The sequence below is a fragment of the Bacteroides neonati genome (genome assembly GCF_000499785.1).
GTDB classification, from domain to species: domain Bacteria; phylum Bacteroidota; class Bacteroidia; order Bacteroidales; family Bacteroidaceae; genus Bacteroides; species Bacteroides neonati.
This window is the reverse complement of sequence record NZ_HG726023.1, coordinates 93,103-114,486: the sequence shown is the minus strand read 5'-3', so window position 1 is coordinate 114,486 and position 21,384 is coordinate 93,103. Positions and strand designations below refer to the sequence as shown.

The 21,384-nt window shown below is 41.1% G+C and carries 17 protein-coding genes, 3 tRNA genes and 3 pseudogenes; 13 read left to right on the top strand and 10 right to left on the bottom strand.

Annotation, left to right across the window (positions count from 1 at the left end):
* Window position 1 precedes the first annotated feature (1 nt).
* The 4 genes from TY03_RS13165 (at window position 2) to TY03_RS13145 (ending at window position 5,295) form a co-directional block, all read left to right on the top strand.
* Entirely contained in the window at window positions 2-946 is a 945-nt protein-coding gene (locus tag TY03_RS13165) for a DUF5712 family protein (RefSeq protein WP_042370768.1), read from the top strand.
* Window positions 947-1,119: 173 nt separating this feature from the next.
* Entirely contained in the window at window positions 1,120-2,376 is a 1,257-nt protein-coding gene (locus tag TY03_RS13160) for a site-specific DNA-methyltransferase (RefSeq protein WP_042370765.1), read from the top strand.
* Window positions 2,377-2,382: 6 nt separating this feature from the next.
* Window positions 2,383-4,170: a DGQHR domain-containing protein gene (locus tag TY03_RS13155; RefSeq protein ID WP_042370763.1), complete on the top strand. Its 1,788-nt coding sequence runs from the start codon at window positions 2,383-2,385 to the stop codon at window positions 4,168-4,170.
* Between the two features lie 1,052 nt (window positions 4,171-5,222).
* Window positions 5,223-5,295: transfer RNA gene (locus tag TY03_RS13145), tRNA-Pro, on the top strand.
* 104 nt (window positions 5,296-5,399) lie between these two features.
* Here the strand turns inward: TY03_RS13145 and TY03_RS13140 are convergent.
* From TY03_RS13140 to TY03_RS13120, 5 genes and pseudogenes are all read right to left on the bottom strand, one after another.
* Window positions 5,400-5,878, bottom strand: a pseudogene (locus TY03_RS13140) (helix-turn-helix domain-containing protein).
* A gap of 160 nt (window positions 5,879-6,038) precedes the next feature.
* Window positions 6,039-7,193, bottom strand: coding sequence for a lactaldehyde reductase (fucO, locus tag TY03_RS13135; protein ID WP_042370758.1), 1,155 nt, complete (start codon window positions 7,191-7,193; stop codon window positions 6,039-6,041).
* Between the two features lie 9 nt (window positions 7,194-7,202).
* On the bottom strand, window positions 7,203-8,012 hold the full coding sequence (rhaD, locus tag TY03_RS13130; protein WP_042370756.1) for a rhamnulose-1-phosphate aldolase: 810 nt from the start codon (window positions 8,010-8,012) through the stop codon (window positions 7,203-7,205).
* A gap of 46 nt (window positions 8,013-8,058) precedes the next feature.
* Window positions 8,059-8,665 (bottom strand): annotated as a pseudogene (locus tag TY03_RS13125) (L-rhamnose/proton symporter RhaT); the annotation flags it as partial.
* Window positions 8,641-9,013: pseudogene (locus tag TY03_RS13120) on the bottom strand (FGGY-family carbohydrate kinase); the annotation flags it as partial. The pseudogenes TY03_RS13125 and TY03_RS13120, both read right to left, overlap by 25 nt.
* Before the next feature lie 403 nt (window positions 9,014-9,416).
* Here TY03_RS13120 and TY03_RS13115 point away from each other — a divergent pair.
* The 9 genes from TY03_RS13115 (at window position 9,417) to TY03_RS13075 (ending at window position 17,184) form a co-directional block, all read left to right on the top strand.
* The gene (locus tag TY03_RS13115) at window positions 9,417-9,887 is read left to right on the top strand and encodes an arginine repressor (RefSeq protein WP_042370753.1); all 471 of its coding nucleotides are present in this window, start codon (window positions 9,417-9,419) and stop codon (window positions 9,885-9,887) included.
* 30 nt (window positions 9,888-9,917) lie between these two features.
* Entirely contained in the window at window positions 9,918-10,496 is a 579-nt protein-coding gene (locus tag TY03_RS13110) for a GNAT family N-acetyltransferase (protein ID WP_042370751.1), read from the top strand.
* A gap of 13 nt (window positions 10,497-10,509) precedes the next feature.
* Window positions 10,510-11,718 (top strand): argininosuccinate synthase, encoded by a 1,209-nt coding sequence (locus TY03_RS13105; protein ID WP_042370749.1) that lies wholly within the window; start codon window positions 10,510-10,512, stop codon window positions 11,716-11,718.
* Window positions 11,715-12,683, top strand: a complete 969-nt coding sequence (argC, locus tag TY03_RS13100; protein ID WP_042370747.1) for an N-acetyl-gamma-glutamyl-phosphate reductase — start codon at window positions 11,715-11,717, stop codon at window positions 12,681-12,683. The genes TY03_RS13105 and argC overlap by 4 nt, the downstream gene beginning before the upstream one ends.
* 12 nt (window positions 12,684-12,695) lie before the next feature.
* Window positions 12,696-13,820 (top strand): aspartate aminotransferase family protein, encoded by a 1,125-nt coding sequence (locus TY03_RS13095; protein ID WP_042370745.1) that lies wholly within the window; start codon window positions 12,696-12,698, stop codon window positions 13,818-13,820.
* 23 nt (window positions 13,821-13,843) lie between these two features.
* Window positions 13,844-14,617: a pyrroline-5-carboxylate reductase gene (gene proC / locus TY03_RS13090; protein WP_042370743.1), complete on the top strand. Its 774-nt coding sequence runs from the start codon at window positions 13,844-13,846 to the stop codon at window positions 14,615-14,617.
* A 29-nt stretch (window positions 14,618-14,646) separates the two neighbouring features.
* Entirely contained in the window at window positions 14,647-15,201 is a 555-nt protein-coding gene (locus tag TY03_RS13085; RefSeq protein WP_042370742.1) for a helix-turn-helix domain-containing protein, read from the top strand.
* A gap of 5 nt (window positions 15,202-15,206) precedes the next feature.
* Entirely contained in the window at window positions 15,207-16,862 is a 1,656-nt protein-coding gene (locus TY03_RS13080; RefSeq protein ID WP_042370740.1) for an AMP-binding protein, read from the top strand.
* Between the two features lie 121 nt (window positions 16,863-16,983).
* The gene (locus tag TY03_RS13075) at window positions 16,984-17,184 is read left to right on the top strand and encodes a DUF2007-related protein (protein ID WP_042370737.1); all 201 of its coding nucleotides are present in this window, start codon (window positions 16,984-16,986) and stop codon (window positions 17,182-17,184) included.
* 71 nt (window positions 17,185-17,255) lie between these two features.
* Here the strand turns inward: TY03_RS13075 and TY03_RS13070 are convergent, their stop codons facing one another.
* The 5 genes from TY03_RS13070 to TY03_RS13050 all read right to left on the bottom strand — a co-directional run bounded on the left by TY03_RS13070 (window position 17,256) and on the right by TY03_RS13050 (window position 21,307).
* Window positions 17,256-18,878 carry a beta-N-acetylhexosaminidase gene (locus TY03_RS13070; RefSeq protein WP_042370735.1) on the bottom strand — a complete coding sequence of 541 codons (1,623 nt, stop codon included), beginning with the start codon at window positions 18,876-18,878 and terminating at the stop codon, window positions 17,256-17,258.
* A gap of 237 nt (window positions 18,879-19,115) precedes the next feature.
* Window positions 19,116-19,200, bottom strand: a tRNA-Leu gene (locus tag TY03_RS13065).
* 16 nt (window positions 19,201-19,216) lie between these two features.
* A tRNA-Gly gene (locus TY03_RS13060) sits at window positions 19,217-19,289 on the bottom strand.
* 251 nt (window positions 19,290-19,540) lie between these two features.
* Window positions 19,541-20,881 carry an argininosuccinate lyase gene (gene argH, locus TY03_RS13055; RefSeq protein ID WP_042370733.1) on the bottom strand — a complete coding sequence of 447 codons (1,341 nt, stop codon included), beginning with the start codon at window positions 20,879-20,881 and terminating at the stop codon, window positions 19,541-19,543.
* A 15-nt stretch (window positions 20,882-20,896) separates the two neighbouring features.
* A complete protein-coding gene (locus TY03_RS13050; protein WP_042370731.1) occupies window positions 20,897-21,307 on the bottom strand; it encodes an SRPBCC family protein in 411 nt (136 codons plus the stop codon).
* Window positions 21,308-21,384 lie beyond the last annotated feature (77 nt).

The window sequence follows — 21,384 nt, the reverse complement described above, 5'->3', positions numbered from 1 at the left end:
CATGCACATAGACTTTGCCCCATCATCCAACGGAACATATAATAATGCTGGCAGTAGCCGACAGCTAGCTAATTATTTAGAACATGAGGATTTGAAGCGGATGGAGAAAGGAGTTTATACTAATGGCTTTTTCAACCTGACGGATGATAATATCTACAAATCAAAAGTTATTAAGGATATAGACTGTAATATCGGGCAATTACTAAAAACGGATGCTAAGTTTTTTGCTATCCATGTCAGCCCATCGGAAAATGAACTTCGAGCCATGGGCAATACAGAACAGGAGAAAGCCGAAGCGATGAAGCGGTATATTCGAGAGGTGTTCATCCCTGAATATGCTAAGAACTTTAACAAAGAACTATCTGCTTCGGATATAAAGTTCTATGCCAAGATTCATTTCGATCGTAGCCGTTCAGATAATGAACTGAATATGCACTGCCATTTGATTGTGAGCCGAAAAGACCAAGCGAATAAAAAGAAGCTATCACCGCTTACCAATCATAAGAATACCAAGAAAGGAACAGTAACAGGAGGTTTTGACCGTGTGAACCTATTCCAACAAGCGGAACAGGGCTTTGATAAACTGTTTGATTATGACCGCCAACTAGTAGAATCATTTGATTATTTCAACACTATGAAGAACGGCACTATATTTGAAAGGCTCAATTTACAAGGTCAAGAACTTCAATCCAATGAAAGAAAACTAGAAATCAATCAGGATAGTAATCAAGAATATTTGTATTCTCTTGATATTGAAAACAAGGAAGCACATAAAAAGGTTTTCAATACAGGTAGTAACAATATCATCAAACAAAGAAGCAATACATCTAGCAATGTATCAAACTTATTTTCAATAATTGATTGCGATACAATGAGTTCACAACCTCCAGAAAAACATACTTCAAATTCTATAAGAAAGAAAAAAAATAGGAAACATAAGCTGTAAAGCTGAATAGATTTTATTACTATCATCTTTTTTAGCAACAAGCCTAAAAGAAAATCGACTGTGAAGCTGGTCTGTGATAATCAGCATATTATTTACCTCTTGATTCGTTATTGTAAAACAAAAAATGTATTTTTGCAAATGTTTTAAGAAAACTTAGGTAAGCTAATATATAAATGGAATCTAAAAATCATACAAATATAGTTCATAACCAAGATGCTAGAAGTATACTAAAGTTTATCTCTCCTGAGATAAAAGTTAGAACAACTATAACTTCGCCTCCATATTATGACATGAAAGATTACGACTCAGACAATCAAATAGGTTATGGACAGACCTATGAAAATTATCTAGAAGATCTTAAATCTATTTTCGGTAGTATATACAAAATAACAGAAGAAGATGGATCCTTATGGATTATAATTGATACATTTAAAAGAAATAGTCAAGTAGTAACCTTACCCTTTGATTTGTCTAATAAGATAAAGGAAGTCGGATGGCTACTACAAGATATAATTATATGGAAAAAGGATAAAACAGTACCATGGTCTAACAATGGTTTCATGCAAAGAAAATTTGAGTATATTCTTTTTTTCACTAAAGCTACAAAATACAAATCAAATAAAGATAAAGTAAGGGTTTACGATACTAGTAATTTAAAACAATGGTGGGTTAAATACCCAGAAAGGTATAACCCCAAAGGAAAAGCCCTTGATGAAATTTGGGAATTCCCTATCCCTATTCAAGGCTCATGGGGAGATAAATATATTAGACATTTCTGTCCACTACCCAAAGATATGGTTGCAACAATGATCCAAATTAGTACTGATGAAAATGACATAGTACTGGATCCGTTTGCAGGAAGTGGAACAGTTCTTTCTCAATCTGCATATATGAAAAGAAACTATATTGGTTTCGAGCTTAATAAAAAGTATATCGAGATGTTTGAGTCTTATATCACAAGAACATTTGAAACAGGTAGATTAGAGTATGAAAAATTCAACAATAGCCCCTCACAGGATCAATTTGAGAAAACTATTTTAGAATTGAGAGCTTTAAAATTTGCCCGTGTCTTATTAACGAGTATTCAAAATGCAACATCTTTCAAACAGTTTAAAATAATTGTTGAAATTGATCAAAAGAGCGAATTAAGCAATAAGCTAATAAAGGTTACTTATAAATTTGTTGGAGATTACGACAAAGATACATTTTTGAATATTATCAATAAAAATATAATAATACCACCATTATCAAAATTCGGCATTGAGCCAAGTTTTATATTTCAAGACATAGCAGAATTAGATACTAATGGTTGCTATGGGTATACTCAAACCAACACACATTCTTTTGTAAAAGATATAGCTTTGTCATCCACTAAGGTTCGTGTATTAAGCAAAATATGTGTTGATATTAATGAAAAAGATTATCTTTGATTTACTATGAGAAAGAAAAACAACACAAAGAAAAAAAGTGCCAAAAAATTATCACCACAAGAACTGGCAATAATTAAAGAGCAAAAAGCACAAAGAAATGAAATATCTAATATATTAAAAAATATAGGTTTTTCAAGACTGGCTTACATTGATGGCAAACACTTTGAATATGATAATCGTAAATCAGAGATGGATGATATTTTTGTATGCGAAAATATTATTCTAATAGTCGAATATACAATTGGCTCACCAGGGGATCATTTACTAAAGAAAAACTACTTTTACAATAAGATAAATCAAGATAAAAGATCATTTATTGATTTTCTTCTTAAAGAGGAAAAGCTTGTCAGTTTTCGTAATTACTATCAAGATTATATTGAAAAAAAATATTCAAAAAATCAGCTTATAGTCAAGATATTATACTGTTCAAAACAAACGATTTCGGAAGATCATAAAAAGTTGGTCGAAGACGTGCACTTCTTTGACTATCACATAGTTAAATATTTTAGTAGTTTGACTAAAGTTATCAAAAAAACAAGCAAATATGAATTCTTAGACTTTCTTAAAATACCAATTAAACAATTTGGAGAAAATATTAAAACCTCATGCAGTCATTCTAGCGATACTTTTTTAGGTCATATATTACCAGAAGAAAAGAGTTCATTCAAGGAAGGATATAAAATTGTATCATTCTATATTGATGCAGAGTCTCTTCTCAAGCGTGCTTATGTTTTCCGACAAAGCGGGTGGCGAGACGTAGAAAACGTAGGACACTATCAACGAATGCTTGTTCCTAAAAAGATTAATAGCATGAGAAAGTATTTAGCAGATAAAAACAGAGTTTTTATCAACAATATTATATCATCAATTGCCATTGATAAAATCAAGTTATTTGACAAAGATAATAATGAATTAAGATTAAATGAAAACGGGCAGTTCTTTGGAGAAAATTCAATAGAGGTAACTCCCGCTGCAATTGAAATCAGTGACGAATGTAACATCATAGGTATTATTGATGGACAACATAGAACATATGCATATCATGAGGGAGAAGATCAATATGAAACTTTAATATCTGAACAAAGAAAAATTCAGAACTTGCTAGTGACAGGTATTTTGTTTCCGAGTAGTGAATCAATCCAAAAAAGATTAAACTTTGAGGCTAACCTTTTTTTGGAAATAAACTCCAATCAAACAAATGCTAGCTCTCAATTGAAACAGGAAATAGAATTAATGCTAAGTCCATTTTCGTCAGTTGCGATTGCAAAGAAAATTCTAGCAGGATTGAACAAAAGTGGACCACTAAGTAACCTTATTGAACAATATTGGTATGAGAAAGGTAAAATAAAAACAGCATCAATTGTTAGCTATGCCTTAAAGCCGCTTATTAAAATTGAAGATATTAAGGCTAAAGATAGTATATATTTTATATGGTCAAATAAAGACAAACAGAAATTGAAAATAAGAAATAACGAAGAGTATCAACTACTGGATGAATATATTGATTTTAGTATCGAAAAAATCAGAGATTTATTCATTGCTGTGAAAGATAACTTATCGCACGATCAATGGCAAACATATAATTCTCAGATTTCCCAAGGAATACTAACAGTGACATTTATAAATGGAGTTTTAAACCTTTTAAGATTGCTAATAGAAAATAACAAGGTTACAACCGTTGATACATATAGAAAACAGCTTAAAGGAATTAAAGATTTTAAATTTAAATCCTTCAAATCCAGCCAATATCGTAAAATGGGTGAATCTCTATACAATACGTATTTTGCTGTATAAAATAAAGTTATTATCTTTGTCTCAGTATTCTCCATGAGCAAACTACCGCAAAAGCACATAGAAAATTAGTGGGATAATTCATGGGATATGCTTGAAGCGAAAAAATATAAAATTTTAAATATCAGCGTGGTAACTCTCTTAGGAGAATCCCAGGCGATATACAAACAATGAGATATTTGAAAATAGGATCGTTCTTATAGCGAGTAAAACGATGAGAAATAATCGTGTGCTAAACCATGTGGATTTCCGAATGGAAGAAACGATAAAACGGTGATAATCAATATAGAGAAGAGAATAGTTCTCTTGCTGGTGGCACCACTTTGCAAAAAAGAGTTACTTGAATAAAGTAACTCTTTTTTGTTTTAATACAGCTATGAACTACAAGGTTCTAAGCCTCCATTCAAAATTACTTGCCCGCAATAAGAAGAGTACTCTACCTTCATCGTTCAAACAAAGCGCGTAGTACACAGTGAAATGTACAAGAGAAATAGCACGTTACCATATACCCCTTGTTCTTTTAAAAAAAGCTGCAGAACTTTTTGTAAAAAGCCACCAGCTTTTTTAAATTTCCCGCGGGCTTTTTGAAAAAGCCCGCCAAGTTTTTTGACTTTATTCGCAGGCTTAAAAAAGTAGGCTACAGCAACTTCGTTTTCATGTATATAATTGAAAAATAGTATTCCAATGCAAACAGAGGGGTTGAGTATGATTAATAAATATAAAGTGCAACAATGAATAATTGGACAGATCGACAAAACTGGAAGAAGAGATTCTTGCAATGCCTATAAACAAAGGGATTCTCCGTAAAAGAGCCGGGATAGGAGAAATAAAAACTTCGAGAAAGAAGGTGTCAATAATTACTCTTTAAATAAGTGTTAAAAGAGAAAAGTCCAAAGGACTTTTTCGTTGTGAGTTTAAAAAATATGTCTACCTTTGCAAAGTCTTAAACCAAGGGACAATTTACCAATGATTCGGACAAGATAGTATTCACTTTACAGCTCATCTGATATTTAAAGGTAAACCAATCTCCAATAATGGAGGATTGGAAATATAAACGGAATGTAGCGCAGTTGGTAGCGCACTACGTTCGGGACGTAGGGGTCGGGCGTTCGAGTCGCCTCATTCCGACAGTTAAGATCTAACTTTCAAAGAGTTAGGTCTTTTTTGTTCCCAAACGTTTCATTTACATGCTTGTATCCACGCTTTATGACTTCCGGCTCAGACTTATAAGCTTATTCCTCACGTCCGAACGAACGGTACTCTAAGGGAATTAAGCCGGTATATTTCTTGAAGAACGAGAAAAATGCTCGGTCGATTGGCAGCCAAGAAGAAAAGAGATTTCTTTGACAGACTGAGACGTACTAACCAGCAACTGTTTGGATTTGAGTAGTTTCAATTCCTGAAAGTACTTGGCAGGAGCATAACCGGTATAATCTTTAAAAACGTTACGAAACCAGGAGTAGCTGAGAGTTGAATCGGAAGAAAACAGACCACACCCTTTGGTTATGTAAACCAACTGGTATTCGCGTAGCACACGGCCTTTATCGGCATTGAAAAAATATCCGGATGGATGGTCTTTGAACGGATAAGGAGAGTTTGGAAAAATGGCTTGCAACCCAACAGTATTGACCCACAAACCAAACCTACGATCCATTTCATTTACTATTAGATACTTGAATTCTATACCCAAATCAGATTGATTATTCGCCATAAGTATGCTTTGTCAACGTTTTAGACGCAACAAAAACAGGAATAACTCTGGAGAATGCCACAAAAGAAAGACTCAGTTTTTATTGTTGGTCTCGATTACAGTAAAACGAATCGGGATACAGCAACAAAAACTGAGTCTGAAAATATTAACTTATAGAGGATTAAAATGCCTTGCGATAGATGGCTTCGATATCTTCGACAGAAGTAGGGCGAGGATTACCTCCGGTACATACATCATTGAAGGCGGCAACGGCCAATGACGGGATGTCTGCTTCCTTTACATTAATTTCGCTCAGACGCTGAGGAATATGAATGCTCAGCGAAAGCGTTTTCACGGATTCGATAGCAGCGGATACGCCTTCGGCCTGGGTCATACCTGTTGTATCAACTCCCATGGCTTTGGCAATCTGAATATATTTGGAAGCTGCGGCAGACTCGGCATTATATTCCATCACATAGGGCAATAATAGTGCATTGGCCACCCCATGAGGGGTGTCATAAAATGCACCCAACGGATGAGCCATTGAATGGACAATACCCAGACCTACATTAGAAAATCCCATACCGGCAATGTATTGCGCTTGCGACATGGCTTCGCGGGCAACCGTATCTTGTCCATTATCAACAGCAGCCTTTAGGTTTTGGGCAATCATTTCGATTGCTTTCAGCTCGAACATATCGCTCATAGCCCAAGCACCCGGAGTGATAAAGCTTTCAATGGCATGCGTCAAAGCATCCATTCCGGTAGCGGCAGTCAAGCCTTTGGGCATTGAATACATCAACTCGGGATCAACGATGGCCACCGCAGGAATATCATTGGGATCGACGCACACCATCTTCTTGCGTGCTTCTTCATCAATAATAACATAATTGATGGTTACCTCGGCTGCTGTTCCGGCAGTGGTTGGCAATGCAAACGTAGGAACAGCTTTGTGCTTGGTGTCGGCTACACCTTCGAGCGATTTTACATCGGCAAACTCGGGGTTATTGACTACAATACCAATCCCCTTGGCTGTATCGATAGACGATCCGCCACCGAGTGCTACTATAAAGTCGGCACCCGAAGCTTTGTATGCCTTGACACCGTTCTGCACATTGGCAATGGTGGGATTGGCTTTAACATCGCTGTATAGCTCGTAAGGAATCTGGTTCGCTTCAAAAACATGAATCACTTGGGCGGCTACACCGAATTTGATCAGGTCTTTGTCCGTCACAAAGAAAGCCTTTTTAAAGCCCCGGCGGGCAGCCTCCTGAGCAATGACGCTACGGCAGCCTGCTCCGAAGTAAGAGGTTTCGTTTAAAATAATTCGATTCATAACAATAGACTACTTAGGTAAGTTAAAGGCAACCGTCATCTCTTTCATCTGCTCCTGGCTCATACCGTCGGGCATGAAGCCCATACTACGGGCATTAATATAAATCTGAGCCGACTTACTGAGCACATCAACCTGGTCGAAGGCAGCCATGATATCTTCGCCAACGGCACAAACACCATGCTTCTCCCACATCACCACATCATACTCTTCGAGTTCTTGTATGGTGGCTTCGGCCAACTCCATCGAACTGGGCAGTGCATAAGGGATAATACCGAGACCGCGCGGACAGAATGCTTTCGTTTCCGGAATCATACTCCACAACAAGTTAGTCAACACGTCTTTCTGCAAGAAAGGTTTGTGATGTGTCATCGCAATCAAGTCGATGGGGTGTGTATGCAAAGAAGCCTTGTAGGATGAGCCTTTGGACAATAAATAATTGTGCATACACAGGTGTGAAGGCAGTTCGGACGTTGGTTTCACTGGAGCATCGGCAATAATAACATAGTTGGCACAGTCGTCCAAAATACGAATAACCGAACCGTTCTCCATGGGCCAGCGAGCCAAGTCGCGCATGCGCATATTCGTGCCTTTGCAGTAGAAGTAACAGCCTTTCAGGTAGGGAAGAGTTGTTCCAATAGGAGTTACGTCGCTTATTGGAGCCATTTGCTTGATTTCATCATCTACCAAGTCGGTAATGTTGACTACGATATTACCGCCATTACGCTCGGCCCAACCTTTTTGCCAAAGATATCCGGCTACTTCTGCCACTTCATTAATCTCTTTGACAAGAGCCGGACGATTGTTTAATATTGATTTCATTGCTATTAATTATTTGTAAAATTATCGGTTTTATATATGAATATATTTATCCTTGTGCTATTGTTACTACCACTATTGATGAGATTAAGATAATCAACCCTAACGGTAATACACCGATGGTAGAACCGCTCACTCCTTTCCACTCCTTGAGCAGCATGCCCCAGACATTGGAAGACGTAACATTGAGCGCCATCAAAATGCTCCATGAGAAGGTTAATAATACAGGGCTATCTATCAGAAAGCTCTTTCCCATCTCTAAGCCGAAAACTGAGAATACCACAGCACACCAGCCAACGCGCAGAATAGTAGATTATTAATTAAAACGTTGCTTTTCACAGAAAAGTATTCATGACCCGTTTTATTTTTCATATTCTGCTGAATACAGTAAGCGGCATTCGTAAAAAAGCCTCCACAGTTATCAGAAAAATAACAGGAAGTCCGGCATAAACAGCATCGCCCCCACCGGCAGGGGCTGACTCTTTGATCGGCGTTCCGGCATCGAACCCAAGCGCAAAGCAAGCACTCATAAAGCCTGCCAGCAGAGCTACTAGCCATCCTTTCGTCAACGCAAAATCCTTTACCGCAGCACGCCTCTCCTCTTCGGTCATGTTCTTCGACCGAAGGCTTCCGGCATAGGTACCAAAGGCAATCCCACCGCATTGGCTGTAAACTGATTCAACAGATCATTGCGACTACCTCCGCCAATGACATGCAACGTGTCGAGCGAGCGAGGAGAGAGCGCTCAAGCAACCACATCCCACAAATATTTTTCAATAAACGGATCGTGCCCCCCATTCCACCTTCATTGGCAAAGTTAAGCACGTCGGTTTTGGCCGTGATAACCGGGGCATCGGTTTCGACCCCATCAACGACCAAGTACCACTACTAAGGTATGCAAAGTTATTACTCAACGCAGGAACCGCTGCAACAGCCGATGCGGTATCGTGTCCGACTACGGCTATTACAGGCACTGCCCCTAGCCCGGTTAATCTCTGTATTTCGGGAGCAACCCGCTTTAATCCATCGATGATATAGCTATAAAGTGCATAAATATCCCAATACAGATATCCGTTCGCTTCAATCAGTTGAGTAGGAAAACGGTTGACCTCCTCCAGTTCCAATCCTTGGTCGCAGAAAGAGCCTAAGATAATGCGGTCACTGGTGGTTTCCAGATTAACAGCGAAAAAGTAGTTATTCATGATTCCTTTTAGTTGATAGGGAGGCAAAGATAGCGTTTCGGGAATCACCTCTGCCTACTGTTTTTGACACTAATCTTATTCATTTTGCTTGTTTATGCATCTTATCCTTGTTTCATGCATAAAAAGAACAAAAAAACATTGTTTTATGCAAGATATACCAAGAATTATGCATACTTTTGCTGCGTTCTTAGAATAATTATACAAGATGAAGAAGAAAGCAAACCGGTTAGATGCCATCAAAATGATTATCTCCAGCAAAGAGATAGGATCACAAGACGAACTGTTGCAAGCACTCGCCAGCGAAGGTTTTGAACTGACGCAAGCCACCCTCTCGCGCGATTTGAAGCAAATGAAAGTGGCCAAAGCAGCCAGTATGAATGGTAAGTATGTGTATGTATTGCCCAACGATATTATGTACAAACGAATCGGCGAACAAACAGCTGGCGAAATGTTGAAACACAGCGGCTTCGTATCACTTCAATTTTCGGGGAATCTGGCCGTGATACGTACACGACCGGGATATGCCAGCAGCATGGCATACGATATCGACAACCATGAGTCGAACGAAATATTAGGCACGATTGCGGGTGACGATACCATCATGTTGGTGCTTCGCGAGGGAGTGGCAACCACTGCCGTGCGCCGTTTCTTATCGACCATTATCCCTAATATTTAACAAACATATATTATATTGCTTAAAAAAGAGATGGATACTCAACAAATAGATGTTATGGTAGCCGACGCATCACACGAGATTTACGTTGACACTATTTTAGAGACAATCAGGAATGCCGCCAAAGTACGCGGCACAGGCATTGCCGAACGTACACACGAGTATGTTGCTACAAAAATGAAAGAAGGCAAAGCAATTATTGCACTATGCGATGATGAATTTGTTGGATTCAGTTACATTGAATCCTGGGGCAACAAGCAGTATGTGGCGACTTCGGGTTTGATTGTAGACGACCGGTTTCGAGGCTTGGGTATAGCCAAACGTATCAAGCAAGCCTCTTTTATGCTGGCACGTTTGCGTTGGCCCAAAGCCAAAATATTTAGCCTGACAAGTGGTGCAGCCGTCATGAAAATGAATACCGAGCTGGGATATGTGCCGGTAACGTTCAATGAACTGACCGACGATGAAGCCTTTTGGCGCGGTTGCGAAGGATGTACCAACCACCACATCCTAAAAGAAAAGGAACGGAAGTTCTGTATCTGCACAGCGATGCTGTACGATCCGACCGATCCGCGTAATATCAAAAAAGAACAAGAAAGAAATAATATTTAAAAGATACAGCCCTATGGAACAGAAGAAAAAGAAAGTAGTAGTGGCCTTTAGTGGCGGATTGGATACTTCGTACAACGTAATGTACCTCACACGCGAACTCGGGTATGAAGTATACGCAGCTTGTGCCAACACAGGTGGTTTCAGTCCCGAACAATTGAAACAAAACGAAGAAAACGCCTATCGCCTGGGCGCTGTAAAATACGTAACACTGGACGTAACACAAGAGTATTACGAGAAAAGCCTGAAGTTTATGGTTTTCGGAAATGTGTTGCGCAACGGCACTTACCCCGTTTCAGTAAGCTCTGAGCGTATCTTTCAGGCACTTGCAGTGGCTCGTTATGCCAACGAGATTGGTGCCGAAGCCATTGCCCACGGATCTACCGGAGCAGGTAACGATCAGATTCGCTTCGATATGACCTTCCTCGTAATGGCTCCCGGAGTAGAAATCATCACCTTAACACGCGACAAAGCACTCACTCGCCAGGAAGAAATTGATTACTTAAATCAACATGGATTCGAAGCCGACTTTGCCAAACTAAAGTATTCGTATAACGTAGGGCTTTGGGGCACTTCGATCTGTGGAGGTGAAATTTTGGATTCAACCAAAGGGCTACCCGAAACAGCTTACTTGAAGCAGGTAACTAAAGAAGGCAGCGAAGAGCTTCGTCTGGAGTTTGTAAAAGGCGAGCTACATGCGGTTAACGGTGAAGTATTCGAAGATAAAATTGCTGCCATTCAGCGGGTCGAAGAGATCGGTGCAGCGTATGGTATCGGACGTGATATGCATGTAGGCGATACCATCATCGGCATTAAAGGCCGTGTAGGTTTCGAGGCGGCAGCCCCGATGCTGATCATCGGTGCACACCGTTTCCTCGAAAAATATACCTTGAGCAAATGGCAACAATACTGGAAAGATCAGGTGGCAAACTGGTACGGCATGTTTCTGCATGAAAGTCAGTATCTGGAACCGGTAATGCGCGATATCGAAGCCATGTTGTCCGAGTCGCAGCGTAATGTAAACGGAACGGTCATTTTGGAACTTCGTCCGTTATCATTCTCGACCATCGGAGTAGACTCTAAAGACGATCTTGTAAAAACTAAATTTGGTGAGTACGGAGAGGTGCAGAAAGGATGGACGGCAGAAGATGCCAAAGGCTTCATCAAGGTTACATCAACCCCACTACGCGTATATTATACTAACCATAAAGACGAAGAGATATGATCAAAGCAGGAATCATTGGTGGAGCTGGATATACGGCAGGCGAATTGATTCGCCTGTTGCTGAACCACCCCGAAACCGAAATACAGTTTATCAACAGCACCAGCAATGCGGGCAACCGCATCACCGATGTACACGAAGGACTTTATGGCGAATGTGACCTTTGTTTCACCGATCAACTGCCACTCGATGAAATCGATGTACTCTTTTTCTGTACCGCTCATGGCGATACACGTAAGTTTATGGAGAGCCACAATGTGCCCGAAACACTGAAAATCATTGATCTCTCGATGGATTATCGTATCGCATCGCCCGAACACGACTTCCTTTATGGCCTACCCGAACTGAACAGAAGAGCCATTTGTAAGGCTAACCACGTAGCCAACCCGGGTTGTTTTGCCACTTGCATTCAGCTAGGATTGCTTCCGTTGGCCAAGCACCTGATGCTCAACGAGGATGTCATGGTAAATGCCATTACCGGTAGCACCGGAGCAGGTGTAAAGCCGGGTGCAACCAGTCATTTTAGCTGGCGCAATAATAATATGAGCGTATATAAGGCTTTCGACCATCAACATGTGCCCGAAATTAAACAATCACTCAAACAGTTGCAAAACAGTTTCGAATCAGAGATCGACTTTATCCCCTACCGAGGAGACTTTGCCCGTGGCATCTTCGCTACGCTGGTGGTGCGTACCAAGGTAGCTCTGGAAGAAATCGTACGCATGTATGAAGAGTACTATGAAAAAGACTCTTTTGTACATATTGTAGATAAAAACATCGACCTCAAACAAGTGGTCAACACAAATAAATGTTTGTTGCATCTCGAAAAGCACGGCGATAAACTGCTCGTTCTTTCGTGTATCGACAATTTGCTGAAAGGTGCTTCTGGACAAGCGGTTCACAACATGAACCTTATGTTCAATCTGGAAGAGACAGTCGGATTAAGACTTAAACCATCGGCATTTTAACACCTAATCATTATGAAATTATTCGACGTATATCCCCTATTTGATATCAATATCGTACGCGGTAAAGGTTGTCACGTGTGGGACGAGAATGGAACAGAGTACCTCGACCTCTACGGAGGCCATGCAGTGATCTCTATTGGACACGCTCATCCACACTATGCCAATGCTATTGCCAAACAAGTAAGCACACTTGGTTTTTACTCCAACTCAGTGATCAATAAGCTGCAAGAAGAATTGGCAACGCGGTTAGGCAAAATTTCGGGTTATGACGACTATTCGTTATTCCTTGTCAACAGCGGTGCAGAGGCGAATGAAAATGCATTGAAGCTAGCCTCTTTCCATACCGGGCGTACCCGCATTCTCTCTTTCAACAAAGCGTTTCACGGCCGTACTTCATTGGCGGTCGAGGCTACTCATAATCCTTCGATTATTGCACCGATCAATGCCAACGGACATGTTACTTTTCTGCCACTTAACGACATCGAAGCCGTACGCACCGAGCTAGCCAAAGGCGATGTATGCGCTGTCATTATTGAAGGTATTCAAGGAGTGGGTGGCATCAAGGTTCCCAAAACTGAATTTATGCAAGCATTGCGACAGGCTTGTACAGAAAGTGGTACAGTGCTGATTCTCGACGAAATACAAAGTGGTTACGGTCGTAGCGGAAAGTTCTTCGCACATCAACATGCAGGTATCAAAGCCGATATGATCACGGTAGCCAAAGGTATTGCCAACGGTTTTCCGATGGGAGGTGTACTCATCAGTCCAGAGTTTAAACCCGTATATGGGATGCTGGGAACTACGTTCGGGGGCAATCACCTGGCTTGCGCAGCTGCATTGGCAGTCATAGATGTTATGGAACAAGAAAACTTGATCGAAAACGCATCCAAAGTAGGTACTTATTTGTTAGAAGAGTTAAAGGGACTTCCACAGATTAAGGAAGTGCGTGGCGAAGGGTTAATGATCGGTATGGAATTCAACGATTCTATCAAGGAGATACGTACCCGCTTATTGAAAGAACAGAAAGTATTCACAGGGGTTAGTGGTACAAACGTGATTCGTCTATTGCCTCCCCTATGCTTAAGCATGACCGAAGCTACAGAGTTTTTATCTCGCTTCAAAGCTGTACTTAACTAATCACCTTAATAAACATCAGTTTTATGAAAGTAACTATCATTGGTGCAGGTAATATGGGCGGTTCAATCGCTCGGGGATTATCAAAAAGTAAATTGTTTGCGGATGACAATATCGTAGTGTCAGACCCTAACGAAGGTATATTGGAAAACCTAGGCAGCGTATGCCCTAATCTTATTACAACACGGAACAACCAAGAGGCTGCTTCAGGAGCCGAAATAGTTATCTTGGCTGTTAAACCTTGGTTGGTGCAAACAGTACTTCGTGAACTGAAACTAAAGAGTAAACAAATACTCGTCTCGATTGCTTCGGGTATCACTTTCGAACAGCTTTCTCACGATCTGATTGAACCTGAAATGCCTATGTTTCGGGTCATTCCGAATACGGCCATAAGCGAATTGGAAAGCATGACACTTATTGCTTCGCGCAACGTCTCACCCGAAATGGAAGCGTTGATCGTCAATGTATTCAGCGAAATGGGTATCGCCATGGTTATCCCCGAAGATAAACTCGAAGCAGCCACTGCGCTCTCTTCTTGTGGCATTGCTTATGTATTCAAATATATCCAAGCAGCCATGCAGGCAGGTATAGAGATGGGACTCCGTCCAGACGATGCAATGACCATGATTGCTCAATCAGCCAAAGGCGCTGCCGCATTGATACTGAATAATGACACACACCCTAGTATCGAAATTGATAAGGTGACTACACCAGGAGGTATTACAATCAAAGGAATTAACGAATTGGAACATGCCAGCTTCGCTTCGGCGATTATCAAAGCGATGAAAGCAAGTAGGTAATGTGTCTTTTACACACAAATAAATTAACTATGAACGACCAAATCAGACAAATAGCAGAACGCCTACGCGGCCTGCGTGAAGTATTGGATCTTACTTCAGAAGATATTGCACGCGATTGTGATATATCCGCCGAAGAGTATCGTCTCGCAGAGACAGGAGAATATGATATTTCTGTAAGTATGTTACAAAAGATAGCACGTCGGTACAATGTTGCCATCGATGCGCTGATGTTTGGCGAAGAGCCTAAAATGAGTAGTTATTTCCTGACTCGCGCAGGGAAAGGAACGTATATCGAACGAACCAAAGCTTATAAGTATCAATCGCTCGCCGCCGGATTTATAAATCGTAATGTAGACCCGTATATTGTGACTGTTGAACCCAAATCGGGCGATGAACCCATACACTATAACAGTCACGCCGGGCAGGAGTTCAACTTGGTACTAGAGGGTAGAATGATGCTCTCAATCGATGGAAAAGAATTAACTCTGAACGAGGGAGATAGTATTTATTTCAACTCAAAAATCCCACATGGCATGAAGGCACTCGATGGAAAAACGGTGCGATTTCTAGCCGTAATAATGTAACGAACATGATAGAAAGATTTTTATCTCAAACAACTTTTTCTTCGCAAGAAGACTTCATAAAGAATCTACAGATAAACGTACCCCAAAACTTCAACTTCGGATATGACATCGTAGATGCTTGGGCAGCCGAACAGCCGGACAAGCCAGCCTTACTTTGGACCGATGATAAAGGTGCATGCCGCCAATTCACGTTTGCCGAAATGAAGCGTGAAACAGATAAAACGGCTGCTTACTTTCAAAGTTTAGGTATTGGCCATGGCGATATGGTTATGCTCATTCTCAAACGTCGATTCGAGTTCTGGTATGCCATCGTAGCCTTGCACAAATTGGGGGCAACGGTGATTCCCGCTACTCACCTGCTGACTAAGAAGGACATTGCATACCGGTGCAATGCCGCCGACATACAAATGATCGTTTGCGCCGGCGAAGAAGTCATCACCAAGCATATCACCGAGGCGATGCCTCTATGTCCCACCGTCAAACACTTGGTAAGCGTAGGCCCCGAGATAGCCGAAGGGTTCCAGGATTTTCATGCAGGCATTGAAGCAGCTGCACCTTTTGTGCGTCCGGCACAAGTCAATAGCAACGATGATATCTCGCTGATGTATTTCACTTCGGGAACCACAGGCGAGCCCAAAATGGTTGCACACGATTTCACCTATCCGCTGGGGCATATCGTAACGGCCAGCTACTGGCACAATCTGGATGAAAACAGCCTACATCTGACCATTGCCGATACCGGTTGGGGAAAAGCAGTCTGGGGCAAACTCTATGGCCAATGGATTGCCGGAGCGAACATCTTTGTCTATGACCATGAGAAGTTTACTCCTGCTTGCATCCTCGAGAAAATACAAGAGTATCGCATTACCTCACTTTGTGCACCTCCTACTATCTTCCGCTTCCTCATTCGCGAGGATCTGACTCAATACGATCTTTCATCACTAAAGTATTGCACCATTGCCGGCGAAGCACTCAATCCGGCTGTTTTCGATACATTCAAAAAGCTGACTGGCATCAAACTAATGGAAGGATTCGGACAAACAGAAACAACGCTAACCGTGGCCACCTTCCCTTGGATGGAGCCCAAACCCGGAAGTATGGGCGTACCCAACCCGCAATACGACGTTGATCTGATCGATCACGAAGGCCGTTCGGTCGAAGCAGGCGAGCAGGGACAAATCGTGATTCGTACAGACAAGCAGAAACCTCTGGGATTATTCAAAGAGTACTACCGCGACAGTGCACGAACGAACGAAGCCTGGAACAATGGTATTTATTATACAGGCGATGTAGCATGGAAAGACGAAGACGGCTATCTATGGTTTGTGGGACGTGCCGACGATGTGATTAAAAGTTCGGGCTACCGTATCGGCCCTTTCGAAGTAGAAAGCGCTCTGATGACTCACCCCGCCGTAGTAGAATGTGCCATTACCGGAGTTCCTGATGAGATTCGCGGACAGGTCGTAAAAGCTACCATCATATTGTCCAAGGAGTACAAAGATCGTGCCGGTGAAGAGCTGACAAAAGAACTTCAGAATCATGTTAAAAAGGTTACAGCCCCTTACAAATATCCGCGTGTGATCGAGTTTGTAGATGAGCTCCCCAAAACCATCAGCGGGAAAATTCGTCGGGTTGAGATCCGAAAGAATGATGCACAATAAATGTTAATAGAGCGTAAACGACAACGTTTGCGCTCCCCATTCACCTTTATTATCTATAATTCTACTCAAAAGTTGCAACTAACCTCTATATTTGCAGCCAAAATAAAAACAATAATAGCAAATGATAACGAGTAGAAAGATTTCTCAGGTAGATATCTTCGTTGGAAGTCCATGGGAGGTTGCCAGTGTTAAAAGCCTACTGAACGCTGCGTACATTGAAGTATCAATGAAAGACAAAGGCACAAACAGCATCCTACTATCTGTACCGTGTGAGTATTACACTGCTGCCTTGCGCGTAATCGGTATCGAACGTTTTTCATGATCCAACGATGAATACAAGCCTTTAAAAAAGCGAAAGGAGTGCATGTAGCACTCCTTTCGCTTTTTTAGGGATTACCGCTGCCGTACCACATCTTGCGTACGGAAGAAAGATTCTGAGTAACGAGCTCCCCACAACTCAAAACGCTCGAACTGTATTTCCATCTTTGAGGCAAAGCGCTCCCAGCTCTTCTTATTTACTGGTGACCATACATTCTCTGCCAATGCCGATAAACGCGGGAAAAGAGCAAACTCAGCTTTCCACGTGGTAGGGACATACTCTGTCCATAAGCAACCCTGTGCTCCCCAAACGAATGACTCTTGCACAGTCGTCAAACTATCCGGAACTATTTCATACGCATATACTTTTTCAAGCGGTAAGGGTCCACGAGGACCTATTTCGGGCTGCGTACGAGACTCTTTCAAATTAAAGTATGACCAAGCAGAACTGGTCATTATCGTACGATGCCCCGCTTTTATCGCTTTCTTTCCGTAAGCTGGTTTTCGCCAGTTCATGACGACACAATCCTTCGAAACTCCACCTTCCAATATCTCATCCCAACCAATCAATGTCTTTCCTTTTTCATTGATAACCTGCTTAACAAAATCAATAAAATAACTTTGTAAGGCCTTCTCATCAACTAACCCATGTGTTTTCATAAATTGCTGGGTAAGCTCCGACTCTTGCCACCAACGCTTGGCACACTCATCACCTCCCACATGAATATACTGTCCGGGAAACAGATCGGATAACTCGGAAAACACCTCTCGCAAGAAATCAAATACTGCCGGTGTAGGAGCCAATACATTGTTATATTTATTAAAAATGCCCCAAGTCAAAGCTGTTTTCTTGGGCTCATCGGGTGTTGTACTGAATTCCGGATAAGTGGCAAGAACTGCCATACAATGACCTGGAATATCTATTTCAGGAATAATAGTCACCTGCCGATCTTTGGCATAAGCGATCACCTCTTTCACTTGTTCATGGGTATAATATCCTCCGTAAGGCAATGGTTTATATAGTCCCGGATACAATCCCTCTATTTCACCCTCACGCAATGAACCTCTTAGAGTTAATTCCGGGCGGCATTTCATCTCGATACGCCAAGCTTGGTCATCAGTAAGATGCCAATGGAAGTAATTCATCTTGTGTAGTGCCAAATAATCAATATATTTTTTGATAAATGCAACCGGAAAGAAATGACGTACTACATCAAGATGCATCCCCCGATAGGCAAAACGAGGATAATCGGTTATGGTGACTGCAGGCAATATAGGCAGAATACCGGCTCGTGTCGGCAACAATTGTATCACTGTTTGTATACCGTAAAATACACCAGCAGCGTCATTTCCATGAACTTCAATACCTTGGGGTGTAATCGTTAGCTGATAGCCCCCCGAAACTTCACCATTGTTTTTATTGATAAGCAAAATACTTTCGGCTTTTCGTTCTCTCTTTTCTACTGATAGTGGATAACCCAAATAATGATTTATATAGTCGGACAAATAGAAGGCCGAGGGTAAAAGTTCTTTGTCGGCCACACGAATGATCGTGGAACGGTTTATCATAAACTCTCCCACTGTCTGTGCGATGTGTACAGGCTCAGGAATAATATTCACTTTCCGTAAAGAGACTTGTGCCTCTCCTACCAAGACAGACAAGGTAACAGATGTAGCCATAAGTATAGTGCGCAGCATAGATTAGGGTTAAATAAATATAGATGCAAAGCTACAAAAAATAGTAGAACGGCAAGATTATCTGTTTTCTTTTTATACTTTTGTCACTTGACAGCAACGTTTTACAAGAAAACTGATAACAAACAGCAATGGAAAGAATACTAAGAAAGTATTGGAGCCCATATATTCAATACAATTGGAAGTATGGATTAGTACATAAAAAAAGCTTCCGATGTAATAAATCAGAAGCTTTTTTTGTACTCGAAGCGGGACTTGAACCCGCACAACCATCACTGGTCAAAGGATTTTAAGTCCTTCGTGTCTACCATTCCACCATTCGAGCAGCCTATCAAAGAGAGAGCGAAAGACGGGATTCGAACCCGCGACCCTAACCTTGGCAAGGTTATGCTCTACCAACTGAGCTACTTTCGCGATTTTTAACGGGTGCAAAGATAAGTAGTTTCCTTGTTTCTGCCAAACTTTTCAACAGGAAAGTTAAAGAAAAAAAATCAAATTACCACTCAAAAGGTATTAGCAGCAATATTTCGGGAAGCAATATTCCTCTTATCGAGCTTTTTTCTCCGTAGGAGACTCTATCATAAAGAATACTTCTTCTCATAAGTATTATCACAACCAACAATATCTATGAGAAGAAGTATAAGTAATTCATTTACTAATCAGCACTAGCGTCCAAGTAAAGCTTTCTCTGCCTTTTCCATACCACAAAAATTGAAGCCATCAACAATCTGCTGCATCAAAGCTGAAATTTCACTTGTGCATAAACAGCCGATACTACCCTCATGAGTATGATGCACTTGTTTATCATGAGAGAATTGTCCGGCTTCGATATCAAGACCAACTTTTTTGTAAGCATCACGGAAAGGCATACCTTCTCTTGCTAAACGATTCACTTCTTCTACGCTAAAGATAAGCAAGTACTTATCATCGTCGAGAATATGCTCATTGACCTTGATCTCGTTCATGATGTAAGTTGTCATCTGCAAGCAATCTTTCAACTCCTGAAACGCAGGTAGGAACACCTCCTTAATAATCTGTAAATCGCGGAAATAGCCCGATGGCAGATTATTGGCAATCATCATAATTTGCTGTGGCAAAGATTGCAGTTTGTTGCATTTGGCACGGGTTAGTTCAAATACATCCGGATTTTTCTTATGAGGCATAATGCTGGAACCGGTTGTACATTCATCGGGCAGCTTTACAAAGTTAAAATTCTGACTATTGAACATGCAGGCATCATAGGCGAGTTTAGATATTGTACCGGCAATGGTGGCCAATGCAAAAGCAACGTTACGTTCGAGCTTGCCACGCCCCATCTGAGCATAAACCACATTATAATTCATCGAATCAAAACCAAGCAGTTCGGTTGTCATCGTACGATTGAGCGGAAATGACGAGCCATAACCGGCAGCAGAGCCAAGTGGATTGCGATTACACATTTTAAAAGCGGCCTGCAAGAATAGCATGTCATCGGTCAAACTCTCGGCATAGGCACCAAACCATAAACCAAAAGACGATGGCATAGCAATCTGCAAATGCGTATAACCGGGCATCAGCACCTCCTTATATCGTTCGCTCTGCATAGAAAGTACTTGAAAAAGCTGCTCAACAGCCTCGGCCACCTCTTTCAGCTGTGTGCGTGTAAATAGTTTTAAATCGAGTAACACCTGATCGTTTCGTGACCGACCGCTATGAATCTTTTTACCTACATCGCCCAATCGGCGAGTAAGCATCAATTCTACTTGCGAATGTACATCTTCTACACCTTCTTCAATCACGAAGTTGCCTGCTTCGGCAGCGGCATAAATTAACTTTAGCTCAGCGAGCAACTGATTCAGTTCCTCGCGTGTAAGTAATCCGATACTCTCGAGCATCGTGATATGCGCCATGGAACCTATTACATCATGTTTTGCCAAATAAAGATCCATTTCGCGATCTCGACCTACTGTAAATCGTTCAATATCCTGATTCACCTGAACAGATTTCTCCCAAAGTTTTTGTGTCATAGTCTTCTCCGGTTTCTAATATTGAATAATAGCCAGCATATCAGCCATTTTGGCCAATCCTTCGTTCAATGGTTTCTGGATCATACCTTTCATGAAGGGATTTAGTTCCATACCGATGGTCACTTTGAGCTTACATTCTTCGGTAGTAGTAGGCACCAATTGAATCCACATATTAAAAGGTAGTGGTGAGTTGGTTGTCTCCAGCTTAATACATTTAGAAGGCTCTCGTTCAATGATCTTCAACGTTAATTGACCAATTGCCGGAACACTAAAGCTGAGTGTATCAGCATCAAAGCTAATATCTTTCACCTTATCTTGAGGCAAACGGTCTTTGATAGCTTCCAGGTTGTTGAGATTAGACAGTTTATCATAAACGCGCTCTTGACTAAAAGGTATTACCTTTACTTCGCTCTCAAATGTTGTCATCTTTTTAATTCTTTATATAAGACAAAAAAAGAACTATCCGAACAATAAATATTCGAATGGTTCTTCTTTATCCTGTT